Annotated in this window: 7 protein-coding genes and 2 pseudogenes; all 9 read left to right on the top strand. The window is 45.1% G+C overall.

The genetic code is table 11. The features are described from left to right. Positions 1-98: 98 nt before the first annotated feature. Entirely contained in the window at positions 99-2558 is a 2460-nt protein-coding gene (locus JCM10512_RS05430) for a glycoside hydrolase family 95 protein (RefSeq protein ID WP_044161186.1), read from the top strand. Positions 2559-2640: 82 nt separating this feature from the next. Continuing rightward, positions 2641-4191: a glycoside hydrolase family 28 protein gene (locus JCM10512_RS05425; RefSeq protein ID WP_044161249.1), complete on the top strand. Its 1551-nt coding sequence runs from the start codon at positions 2641-2643 to the stop codon at positions 4189-4191. A gap of 85 nt (positions 4192-4276) precedes the next feature. Further along, positions 4277-7067: pseudogene (locus JCM10512_RS05420) on the top strand (two-component regulator propeller domain-containing protein). Positions 7068-7848: 781 nt separating this feature from the next. Then, complete coding sequence (locus JCM10512_RS05415; RefSeq protein WP_044161184.1) at positions 7849-8364, top strand: sigma-70 family RNA polymerase sigma factor; 516 nt, start codon at positions 7849-7851, stop codon at positions 8362-8364. A gap of 139 nt (positions 8365-8503) precedes the next feature. Beyond that, a pseudogene (locus JCM10512_RS05410) lies at positions 8504-11727 on the top strand (SusC/RagA family TonB-linked outer membrane protein). An 11-nt stretch (positions 11728-11738) separates the two neighbouring features. Beyond that, positions 11739-13475, top strand: coding sequence for a RagB/SusD family nutrient uptake outer membrane protein (locus tag JCM10512_RS05405; RefSeq protein WP_044161182.1), 1737 nt, complete (start codon positions 11739-11741; stop codon positions 13473-13475). Positions 13476-13526: 51 nt separating this feature from the next. Next, positions 13527-15059, top strand: coding sequence for a DUF4979 domain-containing protein (locus tag JCM10512_RS05400; RefSeq protein WP_244436924.1), 1533 nt, complete (start codon positions 13527-13529; stop codon positions 15057-15059). A 30-nt stretch (positions 15060-15089) separates the two neighbouring features. Then, positions 15090-16493 (top strand): alginate lyase family protein, encoded by a 1404-nt coding sequence (locus JCM10512_RS05395; RefSeq protein WP_044161180.1) that lies wholly within the window; start codon positions 15090-15092, stop codon positions 16491-16493. A 216-nt stretch (positions 16494-16709) separates the two neighbouring features. Then, the gene (locus tag JCM10512_RS05390; protein ID WP_044161163.1) at positions 16710-18359 is read left to right on the top strand and encodes a glycoside hydrolase family 43 protein; all 1650 of its coding nucleotides are present in this window, start codon (positions 16710-16712) and stop codon (positions 18357-18359) included. The last annotated feature ends 31 nt before the right edge of the window (positions 18360-18390 follow it).

The following is an 18390-nucleotide window of genomic DNA, read 5'->3' as shown; positions in this document are numbered from 1 at the left end:
AAGTGAAAAAAGTTAAGGTTTGTATCATACTTTCCGCTAACTTTAAGTATATTCAGCACGTTAAACGTAGATTTATAAAAACACATAAAGACAAGGAAATGAAAAGAATCGGGTTATGGGTGTTGGCGTTGCTGGCTATACCACTGAGTGCGCAAGAGAATTTGAGACTCTGGTATGAGCAACCCGCGACACAATGGGTGGAAGCTTTGCCAATTGGTAACGGACAGATTGGTGCCATGATATTTGGCGGTGTAGAAGAAGAATTGATACAGCTGAATGAAGGAACTCTGTGGTCCGGTGGTCCGCAAAAGAAGAATGTCAATCCTGAAGCGTATAACTATCTTCAGCCTATTCGAGATGCGTTAGCTAAGGATGATTACCAAACGGCAAGCAATCTTTGCCGGAAGATGCAGGGGCATTTTTCGGAAAGCTTCCTTCCTTTGGGAGACCTGCGTATTAAGCAGAGCTTTGAAGGTAAAGCTTCTCCTCACGGGTATGTGAGAGAGTTACGCTTGGATGAAGCAATTGCCACGACCTCTTTTGAGGTGGGCGGCGTGAAGTACATCCGCGAAGTGTTTACTTCCGCTCCGGATAGTGTGTTGATTGTCCGCTTTACAGCCAGTCAACCCGAAAAGCTTACGTTAGATATCAGCTTGAGCAGCTTGGTAAAGAATGTCATTTTGCCCCACGACGATAACCAACTTTTCATGAACGGTCAAGCACCTGCCTATGTGGCTCCGAGCTATTACAACCGACCGGACAAGAAAGCCATCGAACAAGAAGATGCGAACGGACTCGGAGGAATGCGATTCCAAGCAATTCTGAAAGCTGTACCTGTCGGAGGGACTATCTTGTCCGATGAAAAAGGTATTCATGTGAAGAATGCCGACCAACTGACCCTTTTCTTATCTGCCGCCACAAGCTTCAACGGGTTTAACAAACATCCCGATTCGGAAGGGAAGGATGAGAAACTGATCTCGCAACGCCGCATGGATAAAGCGGTTCTTTCTGACTTCGACGTGTTGAAGCAAAGACACGTTGCAGATTATAAATCCTATTTTGATCGGGTATCGTTGCAGTTGACCGATACATTAAATAATAAAGTGAATGACAAACTGCCTTCTGACTTCCGCTTGAAGTTATACTCGTACGGCAATTATGATCCGGCTTTAGAAGTGCTTTATTTCCAGTACGGCCGATATTTATTGATATCTTCTTCACGTCCCGGCGGTTCGGCAGCTAACCTGCAAGGACTGTGGAATAAGGATTTTCGCCCACCATGGAGTTCGAACTACACAATCAATATTAATACGCAGATGAACTATTGGCCTGCCGAGGTCGGCAACCTGTCGGAGATGCATCAACCTCTTTTGCGCTGGATTAAAGATCTGTCGCAAACCGGTAAGGTAACTGCTAAAGAGTACTATCATGCAAGAGGATGGGTGGCGCATCACAACTCAGACATTTGGGGGTTGAGCAATCCCGTTGGCAATTGTGGCGATGGCGATCCGGTTTGGGCTAATTGGTATATGGGTGGCAATTGGCTTTCTCAGCATTTGTGGGAACACTACTGCTTTACAGGCGACACGCAATTCTTAAAGAACGAGGCCTATCCAGTGATGAAAGAGGCTGCCTTGTTCTGTTTCGATTGGTTGATAGAGAAAGACGGTTATCTGATCACTTCGCCGTCCACTACGCCCGAGAACCTTTTCTGGTTTGACAATAAGCGGCATGCGGTGTCGGAGGCAACTACAATGGATATCGCAATCATACGAGATCTTTTTACCAACCTGATTGAAGCTTCCGAAATACTGAACATCGACAAGAAGTTCCGCAAACAGTTGGTTGAGAAAACAGCCCGTTTGTTTCCTTATCGCATCGGTGCACAGGGACAATTGCAGGAATGGAGTAAGGATTATAAAGAAACAGATCCCCATCATCGACACTTGTCACATCTGTTCGGGTTGCATCCGGGACGACAGATATCTCCTCTGACCACTCCTGAACTAGCGCAAGCTGCCGATAAGACTTTTGCCCTTCGCGGGGATGAAGGTACCGGATGGAGTAAAGGATGGAAGATTAATTTTGCCGCTCGCTTGCTGGACGGCGACCATGCTTATAAAATGATTCGCGAAATCATGCGCTATTGCGAGCCTACGGCGGGTGGAGTAGGTGGAACGTATCCGAACTTTTTTGACGCGCATCCGCCTTTTCAGATTGACGGGAACTTTGGAGCAACAGCCGGATTTATGGAGATGCTCCTGCAAAGTCACTTGAAAGAGTTGCATTTGTTGCCCGCCCTCCCCAATGCCTGGCCGTCAGGGAATATAACCGGTTTGAAAGCCCGGGGCAACTTTGAGGTTGATATTGTGTGGGCCAACCATCAGTTGAAGCAGGCCAAGATTAAGTCGAATAAAGGAAATAAGTGTGTGCTCAGAACAGAAACGCCACTTCAAATAGAAGGTGCGGAGTCCAAACAAGTACGCGATGGAAAGTACTATATCAATACGTTTGAAACTCAAGAAGGAAAGACTTACCTGATTAAAGCGGGCAATTAGCCTGCATATCCATAATAAATCAGTTGGTATTGAGTAAAGTCCAACACCTCTTCGTATATATATTATAAATATGTATTCATATATGAAGAGGCGTTGGATTTTAATTTTATGCTTAGTTTGTTGCTTGGGGGCTAATGCACAAATTAAAGGTTACGATTATAACATCTTGACCTACGGAGCGTCTGCGGACTCTCTGCAAATAAATACACAGGCCATTAATCAGGCCATTGAGTCTGCTTCTCAAAACGGAGGAGGACGGGTTGTGATTCCGGCGGGCACGTTTCGCACCGGAACCATTTTCCTCAAAGATAATGTCGAACTCCATTTAAGTAATGGAGCTCGTCTGGAAGCAAGTGATAACTATGCGGATTTTCCACTTATTCCACCGGCCTCGTACCGCTCGCTCAAAGATGCCGGAGGGTGGACATCAATAATCTATGCCGAGGGAGCGCATAACATTCGCATTACTGGCCCGGGAACCATTGACGGAAAAGGGAAAGGTAAAAAAGGACGTGTGAGCGGTGTTGCCGGTGATTGTAACGGACGCCCGCGGAATATCCTTTTCATCTCCTGCCGAAACGTTACCGTCAGTGATATCACCATGCTTAATTCGGCCATCTGGAATCAGCACTATTTGAATTGTGAAGACGTACTCGTAACCAATACGCACGTCTTCAACCACGGCAATGGTAACAATGACGGCATCGATATAGACGGATGCCGCCGGTTTGTCTTGTCCAACAGTGTGATTGATTCAGATGACGACGGGATCGTGCTGAAAAGTACAGGAGAAGCCCCTTGTGAAAATATACTCATCCATAATTGCGTCGTCAGTAGCTTTGCCAATGCCATTAAATGCGGGACAGAATCGACCGGTGGGTTTAAGAATATTTCGATAACCGACTGCATCGTGACGCCCAGTCGCTTTGCCGGTCAACGTACTATTAAATCTACTCCGACAGGCATCACCGCCTTGTCACTGGAGATTGTGGACGGAGGGGTTATGGATGGCGTATCGATTCACAACATCTTGATTCAGGGAACAGCGTGTCCGTTGTATGTCCGGTTGGGCAACCGAGGGCGTAAGCACATCGAAAGCGCGCCTACACCTCCTGTCGGTCAAATGCGGAATATAAACATTAGTAATATTACGGCCTATGGTACGGGGAACTTTTGCTCTTCGATATCCGGCATACCTCAACAGAAGATAGAGAACATCTATCTGAATAATATTCGCTTGGTGAATAAGGGAGGCCTGACAGAAGGTAACTTCTTAACCCGGGAGCTGATAGAAGGTGTACGACATGATATGGCGAAGAATATGTTCCCGGATAAGTATTGGGCTTCTTTCAGAGACGTGATAGAAGATGAGAAGGGATATCCGCAACCTACTGTCTGGCGCAATTTGCCCAGTTACGGACTATTTATGCGCAATGTAGAAAAGGTTGAAGTCAATAATTGTTCGTTTATTTCTGAGTCGCCTGATCCTCGAACGCCGCTTGTTGCTGTAAATGTAAATGAACTATTATTAAATGGAATAACCGTTGGGGACGCCGAAAAGGCCGGAGTCATTCTGCATAATGTCCCCGTTAAATTAGTGGATTCGCGGCTAAACGTGCGGGTAGAAGAGTAAGGAGATTGCCTGTGGAATCTCTCTGTTTTTAATAAAGAAATAGTATCTTTGTAACAAGTTTAATCTGAAAAAAGGATCATACGAAGTGAAAGACGTAGTTAAATACCTCATTACAATTGTTGTTTGTCTGGTTTGCGGAATAAATTCGCAGGCACAGAACTATACATTTCGTAATGTTGTGATGACTGACGGCTTATCCGGATTGTTGGTTAACGCTATTTATAAAGATTCGGAGGGCTTCGTTTGGCTAGGTACCGACAACTGTCTGGATCGTTTTGATGGCGTGAAAGTCAAACATTTCGAATTCCGAGGCATAGACTTCGGTCGTAAGAAACGAGTCAACTGCATTGCCGAAACCGACAGCAAACAGCTATGGGTGGGCAATGGTATCGGTCTTTGGCGATTAAACCATTCGACTCACGAACTAGAACGCATCGTCTCCGAGAAAATAGACTTTACGGTAAACGCCCTGTTGGCTGATGGAGAAACGCTTTATATCGGCACCGATAAAGGGTTGTATATTCAGGAAGGCGGACAATTCACGCACGTTCCCATCGATAAAAACATGCTGGCTGCCTGCAACCGGATCATGGATATCTGTCTGAGCGAAGATAAAGATGTGCTTTGGATGGCTACGGTGCAGGGACTATATGCCTATTCGCTGAAAAGTAAAAAGATAGATTCCTGGCATTTCTGGGAGAACGTGCCCGAAGCAGATTACTTTCGTTGCTTAGCCCGCATTGGGCAAACCCTCTATTTGGGCACGATGAGCCAAGGAGTTGTTCGCTTCGACATGACCCGACAAGCCTTTTCGCATACCGTTTCTTTGGGGTGCGACGTTATTTCCGATATATCCAGTGATGGGAAAGATCTGATTTATGTGGCTACAGATGGCAATGGTGTGCATTTCCTATCGCATAAGAAAGAGCAGGTGGTACGTAGCTTCTGTCACGAACTGACCAACAAAGACGGCATTCGCAGTAACTCCGTCTACTCGCTGTTGGTAGATGATCGGAATGCGCTTTGGGTGGGACACTTCCAAGCCGGATTAGATTACTCGCTCTATCAAAACGGGCTTTTCCAAACCTATGCTTATCCTCCTCTGTTTAACTCCACCAACCTCTCCATACGCTCTTTTGAGAATCGGGGCGAAGAGAAAGTGATTGGTTCCCGTGACGGTTTGTTTTACATCAACGAGTCGACCGGCATCGTCAAGAGCTTCGTGAAACCGGTGCTGACGTCCGACCTGATCCTCACCATCTGTTTCTACGAAGGCGAATACTATGTGGGTACTTATGGCGGCGGCATGATGGTGCTTAATCCCCAAACCCTATCGCTTAAATACTTCACGCAAGGTGATGCCGAACTCTTTCAGAAAGGGCACATCTTCTGTATACGGCCTGATACAAAGGGGCATCTGTGGATCGGAACCTCTCAGGGATTGTTCTGCTACGACGGACAGACGAAGGAGATTAAGAACTACAACAGCGCCAATTCGCAATTGCCGGAAGGTAATGTCTACGAAATCAATTTTGATTCTACCGGTAAGGGCTGGATTGCTACGGAAACCGGGATGTGTATATACGACCCGACTTCCCAAAGTCTCCGCTCCAATGTGTTCCCTGAAGGCTTTGTCCACAAGGATAAGGTGCGAACCATTTACGAAGACAGCCAGCATAATCTGTACTTTATTCGTGAAAAAGGCAGTTTGTTTACGTCAACCCTGTCCATGGAGCGTTACCGCAACTTACCGATACTATCCGCTTTGCCCGACAATTCCTTGATGTCGATCGTGGAAGATAATCTGAACTGGCTCTGGATAGGTTGCAACGACGGGTTGATACGAATGAAAGGAGAAGGAGAGGAGTACGACTCTTTCAGCTTTAATGATGGCGTGCCAGGACCTACTTTTACGAATGGAACGGCTTATAAGGATGAGCGAGGAATCTTGTGGTTCGGCAACACCAAAGGACTGATTTATGTAGATCCTGCCAAAGTGAATGAAGTGCGTCACAAAGTACGTCCCATCGTGTTTACCGATGTATTGGCCAATGGAATATCGGTCATGGGACAAGAGTTGGCGCATGATCAGAATAACCTGACTTTCAGCTTTACCGATTTCGCCTATGGCCTTCCTTCCGCTCTTCTGTACGAATATCGTTTGGAAGGAGTTGATTCCGCCTGGAAGCTACTGACTGCCCAGAGCGAGGTGGCTTACTACGGACTAGCGGCGGGGAAGTACTCCTTTCGGGTACGTCTTCCGGGCAATGAGCAATCCGAGGCTGTGTATGAAGTAAAGATCTCTCCCTTAATCTTGGTGGGGCTGGGGACTTCTTTGTGTGTTGGTCGTCACCGGTGTTTTGCTTATCCGCTATTATGTCTGGCGACCGATACGCCGTGCCATGGTGTCTGCTCTCTCACAGAAAGAGAAACCGGAGGAAGAAACGGCTGTGGAAACTCTTCACGAAGAACCTCAGCCCGAAGAGAAGTATAAAACCAATCGGTTGACCGATGCGGAATGCAAGGAACTTTATGAACGTTTGGTGGCTTATGTTGAGGCCGAGCATCCTTACATCAATCCGGAACTGAAAATGGGTGATTTGGCAACCGCTTTAAAGGTCTCTTCTCACTCCTTGTCCTATCTGTTGAACCAGTATCTCAAGCAATCTTATTATGACTTCATTAATGAATATCGGGTGATGCGCTTCAAAAAGATTGTAACCGACAGTCAGTATGCCCGTTACACGCTGAGTGCGTTGGCGGAACTTTGCGGTTTTAGTTCGCGTGCTTCGTTCTTCCGTTCATTTAAAAAGAGTACTGGCGTTACTCCCAATGAGTATATCCGAAGCATCGGAGGAACGGATAAAGAGGAATAAAGGACGGTCTCGATCTGGTCTCTACCTGCTGTTTACCTTCCTATGAATGTGCTAGCCATTGTTTTCTATTTCCTTATCAATCGGGTATTTACTTTCAAAAGAATAACCTATGTGAGATTTCATTGCGTTGTGACAGCCTAATTGTTGTCACCTATCTGTCACGGGCTTACTTCCGCATACTTAATTGCCTGCAATCAGTCTGTTAGGTATATGCTTGTGACCGCTGACAAAGACCTTTTGAAAAGAAAAAATTACAGGAGGGCGAAAACTGATACTTTACGGGCTAATGAAAGGTCTTTTCCTTGGTCGGTTAGCGAAGGTTTGTGCTTAGTTCCCATCTTTCTACGAGTAAGTTGGCAATAGAACATGGGTGTTGCCCGAAAAGAAGCGGTGTACTGAACAGTTGCATCGCTTGGAAATTTCTGTTTCTGCCCAGAGAACTATTGTTTCCTCCATGGGAAACTTTTTTCTCTTCACGGTGAGAATTTTGTTTCATACCGAGGAAACAAAATTCTCACAGGCATGAAACAAACCGAAACAAGCCATGAGTTTCCGAAAAGCAACCCTCTTTCGGGCAGAAAGGTGCCGGACAATAGGAAATAAGTCTCATTTAATAATATGAGACTGCGGGTTTCTTTGTTTTATTTGGCTGGTATACAGTTGGTTGGTTGCTAATTAGTCTAGCTCGATACGTTGAGATCGATCCGTACCTTTTCCCGGTAGGTATCTTCATAATCCATTCTATATTTGCAATGTGATAGAAACCGAAAAAGATCGTATTATGAAGACAGCAACTAACACTTCCAACAACATCATTACCCGTTCTTACGAAGAATATTATCAGGTAATTCTTTCCTATATAACGTATCGCATCACCCATCGCTACGAAGCAGAAGATCTGACCCAGGATGTATTTGTACGTCTGCTGGATTATAAGCAAATGCTTCGTCCGGATACCGTGAAGTACTTCCTGTTTACAATCGCGCGCAACATTGTGACCGACTATATCCGTCGCTATTATAAGAAGCAGGAGATAAATAGTTATCTATACGACTATTCGGTTACTTCCACCAACGAGACAGAAGAAAAAGTCATCGCCAATGATCTGGCGCAGACAGAACTACGCATACTCGGTGCTTTTCCGGAGCAGCGTCGCCTGGTCTATACCCTGAACCGTTACCAAGGAAAGACTTCGACCGAAATAGCCGGTACGCTTCAACTCAGTCGGCGTACCGTAGAAAATCACCTTTTTCTGGGACGGCGTGAGATGCGCGAATGCTTTAAAAAATGCATTTAATTCATTGCTTAAATTACTTAATAACAACATTTTGCATATATGGAACAAGAGTCAGAATTAATTCGGAGCCATTCTTATACTCCGTCTAATTTTAGAAAAGAAGAAATAAATACTATTTTTAAACCTCAAATTTAATTTTATGAAACAAAGAGGATTAATTTTTAATTCGCGGCCTAACAAGACAATCGTGCTTGCATTAGGATTGATGTTAGGGCTATGTCCTGCTTCAAGGGCCTGGGCTAATGCTGATCAAAATGAAAATCAGGTAGTGGCACAAGCACAAAAGAAGATTCAAGGCAAGGTAGTCGACCCGAATGGCGAACCGCTGATTGGAGTCAATGTCAGTGTAGTAGGTGGAGTCGGCGGAACGATTACCGATATCGATGGTAACTACTCTATCAATGCTTCGGCTGGGACAAACTTGAAATTCAGCTACATTGGTTACAAGGATCAGATAATAACAGTAACCGCTCAATCGACTATCAATGTTAAATTGATGGAAGATAGCGAACTGCTGGATGAAGTCGTAGTAGTGGGTTACGGAACTCAAAAGAAAGAATCGTTGACAGGTGCTGTAACCGTAGTCGGAGCCAAATCCTTTCAAGAAAAGGGAGGCCTTTCGAGCCCCTTAGAAGCTTTACAGGGACAGGTTGCCGGAGTTATGATAACCCGCGGGTCTTCCGCACCGGGCGACGAGAGCTGGAGTTTGAATCTTCGTGGTTCTTCTTCTAAAAACTCGACCGAACCATTGATTATCATCGATGGGGTAGCGTGTAATAGTGTCAACGACATGCGTCTGCTCAACCCCAATGACATTGAAACAATCAACTTCCTTAAAGATGGTTCGGCAGCCATTTATGGTTCGCGAGCAGCCGGTGGAGTTGTTTTGATCACCACCAAAAAAGGAGTTGAAGGTAAGGTAAAGGTTGAGTATGGGGCTACTGCCACTATGAAAACCGTTGCTTGATGCCCGAATTGATGAACATCGACCAATGGGCGGACGGCGTAATGTCTGCTTTGTCCAACGACAATAATACATCTAACGTGTGGTATACGTATGCCCAGTTGGCTAAAAAATATAAGAATTCTTATATCGACTTGGAAACAAGTGCCAATCCTTTTGGATCAGCAGCTTTTACGGATGTGAAAGACTTCGTGTTTGATGATAGCGTAAACTGGTTGGGTTCACTCTTTGATACGACTTGGTCTACCGAACAAAGCCTGAGCATATCCGGCGGATCGGACAAATCTTCGTATCGTGTTTCATTGAACTATTTGTACGATGGTTCTACGTTGCAATACGGTAATAACAATAACAACCGCTATAACTTCCGTGTCAACAACACGTATAAGTTCAATCGTAATATCTCATTGGAATCCGCTATCTCATACAATCGTCAGGAGCAGGTGTCACCTACCTTGATCGGTTCTGTGCTGACAGTATCGATGCCGATGCCCGGACTTCCGTTGAAAACATCCGATGGAAAACCTTATGCTTGGGGAACATGGGGATCACCCGTTTCTAAAGTAGAACAGGGAGGAGACAACAAACTGTCTGTCTCGGCGATCAATATCAGTGAAACGCTGAATGCCAAAGTAACCGATTGGTTGGATGCCAGTGTTAACGTGGGTTATAATACTTCTACTGCCAGTCGCAGCACCGTGCAGAATGCAATTACGTATTATAACTTTGTCGGTAACTCGCAGACGCTTGTCGATCCTTCGCAAGAGAAATCATATTATCAGCAAACAACTTCGCGCACCGATTTCTACTCGTTCTCCGGTTATATCAATGCGCACAAGACTTTTGCTCAGAAGCATAACCTGAGTCTGACGTTGGGTACTCAATACGAGTTCAAGGACATGAGTTACTATGGGGCCAACTATACCGACATCCTCGCTGGCGTTGATATTATCAACGGTACCGGCTCGTTGACTTTGGCTGATAAGGACGAAGCCATGAAGAAAAATAATTATCAGAATGCTAATATGTCCTATTTTGGTCGTCTTAATTATGATTATGACAGCCGCTACCTCGTTGAGGTTAATGCCCGGTATGATGGTTCGTCGAAGTTCCAACCGGAGAACCGTTGGGATCTTTTCTACGGTTTCTCTCTGGGATGGCGTTTAAAGCAGGAAGCGTTCCTGAAAGATGTCGATTTCCTGAGTGATCTGAAGCTGCGTGCTTCTTATGCCGAAATGGGTAGCCAGAGTGGTATTGATAATTATGATGGTTATCTGTTTTATAAGCTAGTGTCCGGAACCGGCGCTTTTGTAGGTTCGGATAAACTTTCTTACATTGCTACTAATGGGAAATTCGCTTCTACAACCCGTAATTGGGAACGTATTAAAAACTACAACATCGCAGTAGATTTTGGATTCCTCAACGGTCGCCTCACCGGTACGGTAGAAGCTTTTATGAAGCGGAACAACAATATGTTGGTCGAGGTTACCTATCCGGGTATTTTGGGTGATAAAGCACCGACTTCCAATGCCGGTAAGTTTAAGGGCTGGGGATTTGAAGGTCAGTTAGCTTATCGCGGTAAGATCGGAGAAGTAGACTATCATGCGGGTGGAAACTTCACGTTTACTCGAAACGAATTGGTGGACTTTGGTGGTACAACGGTTATTAGTTCCGGGTACAAGGGGACACAACAAGGATATCCGCTGAATTCGATATTCGGACTGCGTTACGGTGGTAAGATCCAGAATGAAGAGCAGTTGGCGGCTTATCAAGCTAAGTATTATAACAATAACGGTATCGGTATGCCGGCTGAATTGCGTGTAGGTGACAATATGTTCTGCGACGAAAACGGTGACGGCGTACTCGATTATAAGGATTATATCTACTTAGGAAGTGATACTCCCGAAATCTCGTACTCATTCAATTTAGGAGCGGCGTATAAAGGATTTGATATTAATGTGATCTTCCAAGGTTCGGCCAACCGGTTTATTTATCGGGGTATCGACAACTGGACTGTTCCTTTCCGTTCCAACTATACCAATACGATAACATCTTCTATCGGCAATACGTGGAACACTTCTACTCCGAACGCCTATTATGCTCCTTATACCAACAATAGCGAGATCAACAATTATAACTACCAGGCATCTTCTATCACCGCTCAGGATGGACGGTACCTTCGTTTGAAGAATGTGACTATCGGATATACTTTCCCTGCTGATATGCTGAGTAAGACGAAAGTCATTCAGGGCGCTCGTCTGTATGTGACGGGAGCGGATCTTTGGGAAACTACTAAAATTAAAGACGGATGGGATCCGGAAGCTACTCGCGATGTTTCCGGTTTGAAACGTTATCCCTTTACCCGTAACTTTACTTTTGGCGTGAACTTAACTTTCTAAATTAATATCTGATGAAAAAGAAACAATACATAAAAATAGCTTGCCTTTCTTTATTGAGTATGCTGACAACTTCTTGTCTGGATCTTGAGCCGAAGGCAGAATTGAATGATGCTATCGTTTGGAATAAAGCATCTAGTTTCCAGTTATTCACGAATCAGTTCTATACCTGGACCCGCGACTTTCATAGCTCGACTACCTATATGTGCGGTACCAGTGATGGCCCTCATAGTGATTGGCGTTCCGACCTTATTGCGGGTGCTTCTGTAAACACATACAGTAAAGGTACGAATTCGATCCCTGAAAGTGATGGTAACTATACAACACTGTACACACGTATTTACTATACGAATCTGCTATTAAGCAAAGCGGAGTCTTTTGCCGATAAAGCGTCTATTGCCGTTCCGGTAGCTGAAGCCAAGTTCTTCCGTGCGTATTGCTATTTCGAACTGGTACAGCTCTTTGGAAACGTTATTAAGGTTACCAAACCGTTGGACTTAAATTCTCCCGAACTTCATGTAGCGCGTGACGATCGATCTGTTGTCATTGATCAGATTGTACAGGACTTGCAGGAGTCGATCAATGGATTGCCCGAAAAAGCGGAAGCTGGCAGAGTAACCAAGGACGCCGCTTGGGCCATGCTTTCTCGAGTAGCCTTGTACGAAGGAACTTGGCAGAAGTTCCATACAAACGGAAGTACTGCGACAACGAATACGGAACGTAGCAAGGCTCTGTTGACGATTGCTAAAGATGCCGCTTCTAAGGTCATTTCCGGCAAGCGCTTTAGTCTGTTTTACAATGAAAAGCTTGGGGTAGAAAGCTACCGCTATATGTTTATTCTGGAAGATGCCGCCTGTAACCCGGCTCGTCTGACTAAAACGGATAATACCGAATACATCTTATCGCGTCGCCATCGGTTGGAAGATGGTATTGGCACCAATATCACGAAGGGCTATCTGGCGAACGCTACTTTCGTAACCCGCAAATGGGCCAACTTGTATCTGTGCTCGGATGGACTGCCTATTGATAAATCTCCGCTCTTTAAGAAGTACGTAGGTGTAACTGACGAATTCCAGAATCGTGATAATCGAATGACAACTACCTTGATGCAGCATGGTGATAAGTATTGGAATAATACGACCAATAATTCACGTTCTACTTGGGATAGCCAAGATTTGACAAGAGCGTTGACTCTTTCCGTAACTTCAAATAGCGGATACCAGAATCATAAATGGGCGGTAGAACGCTTGGTGGCCGATACACAAGAGTCTATGGACTATCCGGTTATTCGTTATGCCGAGGTTCTGTTGAACTACGCCGAAGCTTGTTACGAATTGGATGGTAGCATTGAGGATACCGATTTGGATTTATCTCTCAACCTTGTTCGCACACGTATCAATCCGGATATGCCGAAGTTAAGCAATACGTTCGTTTCAAACAATCAACTCTCTATGCGTGAAGAGATCCGTCGGGAACGTACCTTGGAACTGGTACTTGAAGGTTTCCGTATTGACGACTTGAAACGTTGGGCTACTGCTCCGAAAGAAATGGTTGAGAATCAGCTTGGCGTGAAGTATACAGGTACTTGGTTCGAGTCTCACTGGACCAATCAGTCGCGTGCCTTGAATAGCGATGGCTGTATTATCCTTTATGATGGTCGGGTTTGGGCCGATAAGCTATATTTATATCCATTACCTTCCGATCAATTGCAGTTGAATCCGAAGCTGGAGCAAAATCCGGGATGGAAATAATAAGTCAAATTATATAATAAAAAGAGTATGATAGATAATATGAAATATAGAATGAAAACCAGACTGGCGCTCCTTATGCTGGGTGCTGTCTCGACACTCATGGTCTCTTCTTGTAGTGATGACGATGCTATGTCCGATCTACCCGGATCTATTTGTCCTTCCTCCATCGTGTTTGATTTGTCTCCGGCTACGCAGCAGCTTATCTATGCAGATGAAACAGGTGCTAGTGTATTACCTATGATAAAAGGAGAAAGTGTCGATTTAAAATATACAATGGCTCCGGATAATATAACGTATCAGGATGTTGTTTGGACTACTTCAAACCCTGCTGTGGCCACAGTCGATAATGGCAAAGTGACAGCCGTTAGCGGAGCCGGTACCGGATATTCCATTGTTCAGGTAGCGCCTGTGGCTATGTATTCGGGCAGTGGAGTCTATTGCAATCTCAAAGTGATGGTAGTAGATGAATTGGTTGCAGCGGAGGAAATAACAATCAGTTCGGCAGCCGACAATGTATATGGTGGTGAAACGCTGCAGCTTACTGCCACTATTCTACCGAAAACCGCAACGTACAGAACCGTTAAGTGGAGCAGTTCCGATGAAACGGTGGCTACGGTAGATATGCACGGACTTGTTACCGGCCTGGAGAATGATGAGATTCACTCCAAAGTTACCATTACGGCAACCTCGCTGGACGGTTCAGCTATTGTAGCAAGCAAAGAGATAACAGTTGATAGACGTGTACCGCCTGAAGATGTTACCATCGATCAGACCTATTCCGTAGACAATGGTTACGTGTTTGCCATTGCCGACAAGGGAATAACGCTGAGCTATACCACGGTTCCCGAAGATTGTACGAAGTCATTAATCGAATGGACTACCAGCAACGAAACAATTGCTACCGTCAGTGCGGGCGTAGTAACTTTCAATCAGAATGGTGTGTTTGGTGACGTTACGATTACGGCAACTTGTCCGGATACCAAAAAGAGTTCCTCTGTTAAATTACATCTGGAAGAAGGATTGGTTCGCGAACTGTTCCGTACGGAGAACTATACCTGGTATAATGCGACGAATGCAGAATCACACGAATGGAACAAAGAAGGTTCTTACATCAAGGTAACAACTAAAGCGAGTGGTTCGAAGTGGCGTGGTGACCTGAAATGCTACAGTGCCAAAACTTGGTTGCATGCCGGTACTTATCCTATTTTCGCGGTTCGTATGGACGATGTGCAAGATGCTACCGGAGGTGCAAGAAACATAACGCTCGATGCTTCCGGAACAGCTGCCGACGTGAAATACTCGGGTGGTCTGGATGGAAATAACAATAAATGGCTACATGATTATAAGTGTAGTGACAATAGCCATGTATTCATCTACAATTTGGCAACTCAGAAGTGGGCAACAGGTGGTGCTCTTCCGACAACTGCTGTTGCGGAGTTCCCGACTCTCCAGTTTAAGTATGCTGATATCGTTGGGGCTACCAAACCGACCTATAATGTTTACTGGGTACAGACATTCAAAACATTGGATGATGTGAAAGCGTACATTGAGTCGGAAGGATTGACCTACGATGTGATAAAATAATGATTTAATGAATTATTCAAAAGGAAATATATGAATAAGAAAAGTATAAAGCTACTAGGTTTGGCACTGCTATTGGCAGTGCAAACCAGCTGCCGGGAAAATGAATTTGGTGTGGTAGATCTAACGATGCCGGAAGAGGGAGGTAAGGTACCTGTTGAGGCTAAATACACATACACCCATCCGTGTGGAATGTACAACGGCGAAGACTTTGCCCGGGTAAAGACAATGTTGGATGATGGAACCGCTCCTCAGGCAGTTAAAGATGAGTTCACCGCATTAAAGAATAACCGATTCACACAACTGCCTTATGCGTCTAATCCGCAGACTTTGATCGTGCGTGGAGATGCTACCGGGATTACGGCTGACGGTAAAGAAAACTATGCTCCCGCTATGTACGATGCGGCAGCTGCCTACCAGATGGCTATGTTATGGAAGCTAACCGGTGATGAAAAGTACGCCGACGCTTCTGTTAAGGTGTTGAATGATTGGGCGACTACCTGTAAGGAGATCAAGTCGAACGATGCCAACCAGATGTTGGCTGCCGGTTGTCAGGGCTATACATTTGCCAATGCAGCTGAGATTATGCAGACTTATTCCGGATGGGCTCCTACCGACTTAGCTCATTTCAAGGACTGGATCGTAACGGTATTCGCTTCCAAAAACAAACAGTTCCTGACCTATCATTGGAGTAAGGAAAGTACATCTTGTATTTTCCATTATTGGTCTAACTGGGATCTGGTTAACTTATGCTCTTATATGGCTATCGGCATTTTGACCGAGAACGATGAAATGGTGAACTATGCTGTCAACTACTTCCATACTGGAGGCGGTAATGGAAGCATTGTAAATCTGATTCAGGGAACATTTACCGATCCTTTGAAAACAGGAGAAACGATTTGCCAGAATCAGGAAAGCGGCCGTGACCAAGGACATGCTATGATGTCGGTAGCTGTTACAGCTAACCTATGTCAAATGGCCTATTCGTTTTATAAATACAATCCTGCCGTTCCCGAATTAGACTTCTTTGCGGCTAACGACAACGCTGTGATGAAGATGGGAGAATATACCGCCCTCTTTAATCTGCGGGGAGGAGCCGACAATGTAAATTCGACAGGTGCTTGGTTGATTACCGCCGACAAGATGCCATTTGACGAATATAAATATTGCATTGATTGTGCGTGCAAAGACAAGAACCACGGTGCTATTCACACATCAGTAGCTGATGATGCCGGACGCGGTACGCCTCGTCCCGGATGGGAGATTCTGTACAATCATTATGCGAAGGTGAAAGGTATCAGTAGCGGATATACGTATGCTGAGAAATTTGCGGAGAAGTTACGTCCCGAAGGAGGAACAGGGGACACCCGTTACGGGTCAAATAGCGGTGCATTTGATCAATTGGGATGGGGTACTTTGATGATGTATCGGAAATAGGAGCATAAGCTCATTGAGTTTTTAGAGAAAAAGTTGCAAGGGGATTAGGTATTTACCTAATCCCCTTCGTATATATAAGCATAAAGGTCATTCAAAGAGCTTTAAGGTAAACAGATAATCAAGAGTTACGAAGTAAGGTAATGAGTTTTAAAGAGGTAAAAGGATTTTGTTTTTAGGAATGACGATTTAGTATTGAACGATTTATTAGGTATATATATGTGTAAAAAGATTCTGTTTTTAGCAGGGATAATAGCTTGTTGTACTTCAGTTGGTTCGCAAGAGATTTCGAAGACCTGGGTAGCTGATAAGGGAAACGGAACTTATCAGAACCCGGTTCTTTATGCCGATTACTCCGATCCCGATGTTTGCGCAGCCAATGGCGATTTCTATATGACGGCTTCCAGCTTCAATTGCATCCCGGGGCTTCCCATTTTGCACTCTCGCGACTTGGTCAATTGGTCGTTGGTGAATTATGCGTTGCCGGTGCAAGAACCCGAAGACTTTTTCAATAAAGCACAGCACGGCAAAGGGGTATGGGCTCCATCCATTCGTTTTCATAACGGAGAATTCTATATTTATTGGGGCGATCCGGATTATGGAATTTATAGGATAAAGACCAAAGACCCGATAGGTGCGTGGGAAAAGCCCGTATTAGTGAAAGCCGGTAAGGGATTGATCGATGCCACGCCTTTGTGGGATGAAGACGGAAAAGCCTATTTGATATATGCCTATGCCGGTAGTCGGAGTGGAGTAAACAGCATCTTGGTAATCTGCGAAATGAATGCCGAAGGAACCCAAGTTATCACTGATCCGGTGATGGTATTCGATGGCAACGATGGCAAGAACCACACGATCGAAGGTCCCAAACTCTATAAGCGCAACGGCTATTACTATATTTTCGCTCCGGCAGGCGGTGTTGCTACCGGTTGGCAATTGGTACTCCGTTCCAAAAAAATCTACGGGCCTTACGAGTCGAAGATTGTCATGGCACAAGGAAACTCAACGATTAATGGTCCTCATCAAGGAGCTTGGGTCGATACCCATACCAATGAATCCTGGTTTGTGCACTTTCAGGATCAGGGTGCTTACGGACGGGTGATACATCTGAATCCGATGGAATGGAAAGCTGACTGGCCGATTATCGGAGTGGATAAAGATAAAGACGGATGTGGAGAGCCCGTCACTACCTATAAGAAACCAAATGTCGGTCAGACATATCCCATAGCTACTCCACCGGAAAGTGATGAATTCAATTCACGCCGGTTGGGACTTCAGTGGCAATGGCATGCCAATAAACTGGAGACTTACGGGTTTACAACTGAACTGGGATACCTTCGATTGTACGCAGGAAGCCTGTCGGACAAGTTTGTCAACTTCTGGGAAGTACCCAATCTGTTGATGCAGAAGTTCCCGGCAGAAGAGTTTACGGCTACAACCAAGATGACCTTCACCGCTAAACAAGATGGGGAACAAGCCGGACTTATCATTATGGGCTGGGATTATAGTTACCTGTCCTTGCGTAAATCGGGTGACTCCTTTGTGTTGCAACAAGTCGTTTGTAAAGACGCCGAGTTGCAAAACCCCGAACAACTGGTCGAGCTAACCAGTTTCCCCGCCGAGCACTTGATAATGCCGGGCGTAGCCGATAATGAATGGAAGACGATCTATTTACAGGTTAAAGTACGTAAGGGAGCTGTTTGTACGTTCGCTTACAGCTTAGACGGAAAGAAATATATCGCAGCAGGTGATTCGTTTAAAGCCCGGCAGGGTAAATGGATCGGTGCCAAAGTGGGGGTGTTTTGTGTCACTCCTAACCCAGGTAACCGCGGCTGGACTGACGTAGACTGGTTCCGGATGAGCAAATAAAAGAGAGTTGAAAAGAATAAGAACTAACGGG

Source organism: Bacteroides reticulotermitis JCM 10512 (assembly GCF_000517545.1).
GTDB lineage: Bacteria > Bacteroidota > Bacteroidia > Bacteroidales > Bacteroidaceae > Bacteroides > Bacteroides reticulotermitis.
The sequence above is the reverse complement of the archived record's forward strand: the minus strand, read 5'-3'. Positions and strand labels throughout refer to the sequence as shown.

Coding starts and splice junctions, on each gene's coding strand:
- JCM10512_RS05430 (WP_044161186.1), top strand. CDS start 99: ATGAAAAGAATCGGGTTATGGGTGTTGGCGTTGCTGGCTATACCACTG.
- JCM10512_RS05425 (WP_044161249.1), top strand. CDS start 2,641: ATGAAGAGGCGTTGGATTTTAATTTTATGCTTAGTTTGTTGCTTGGGG.
- JCM10512_RS05415 (WP_044161184.1), top strand. CDS start 7,849: ATGAAGACAGCAACTAACACTTCCAACAACATCATTACCCGTTCTTAC.
- JCM10512_RS05405 (WP_044161182.1), top strand. CDS start 11,739: ATGAAAAAGAAACAATACATAAAAATAGCTTGCCTTTCTTTATTGAGT.
- JCM10512_RS05400 (WP_244436924.1), top strand. CDS start 13,527: ATGAAAACCAGACTGGCGCTCCTTATGCTGGGTGCTGTCTCGACACTC.
- JCM10512_RS05395 (WP_044161180.1), top strand. CDS start 15,090: ATGAATAAGAAAAGTATAAAGCTACTAGGTTTGGCACTGCTATTGGCA.
- JCM10512_RS05390 (WP_044161163.1), top strand. CDS start 16,710: ATGTGTAAAAAGATTCTGTTTTTAGCAGGGATAATAGCTTGTTGTACT.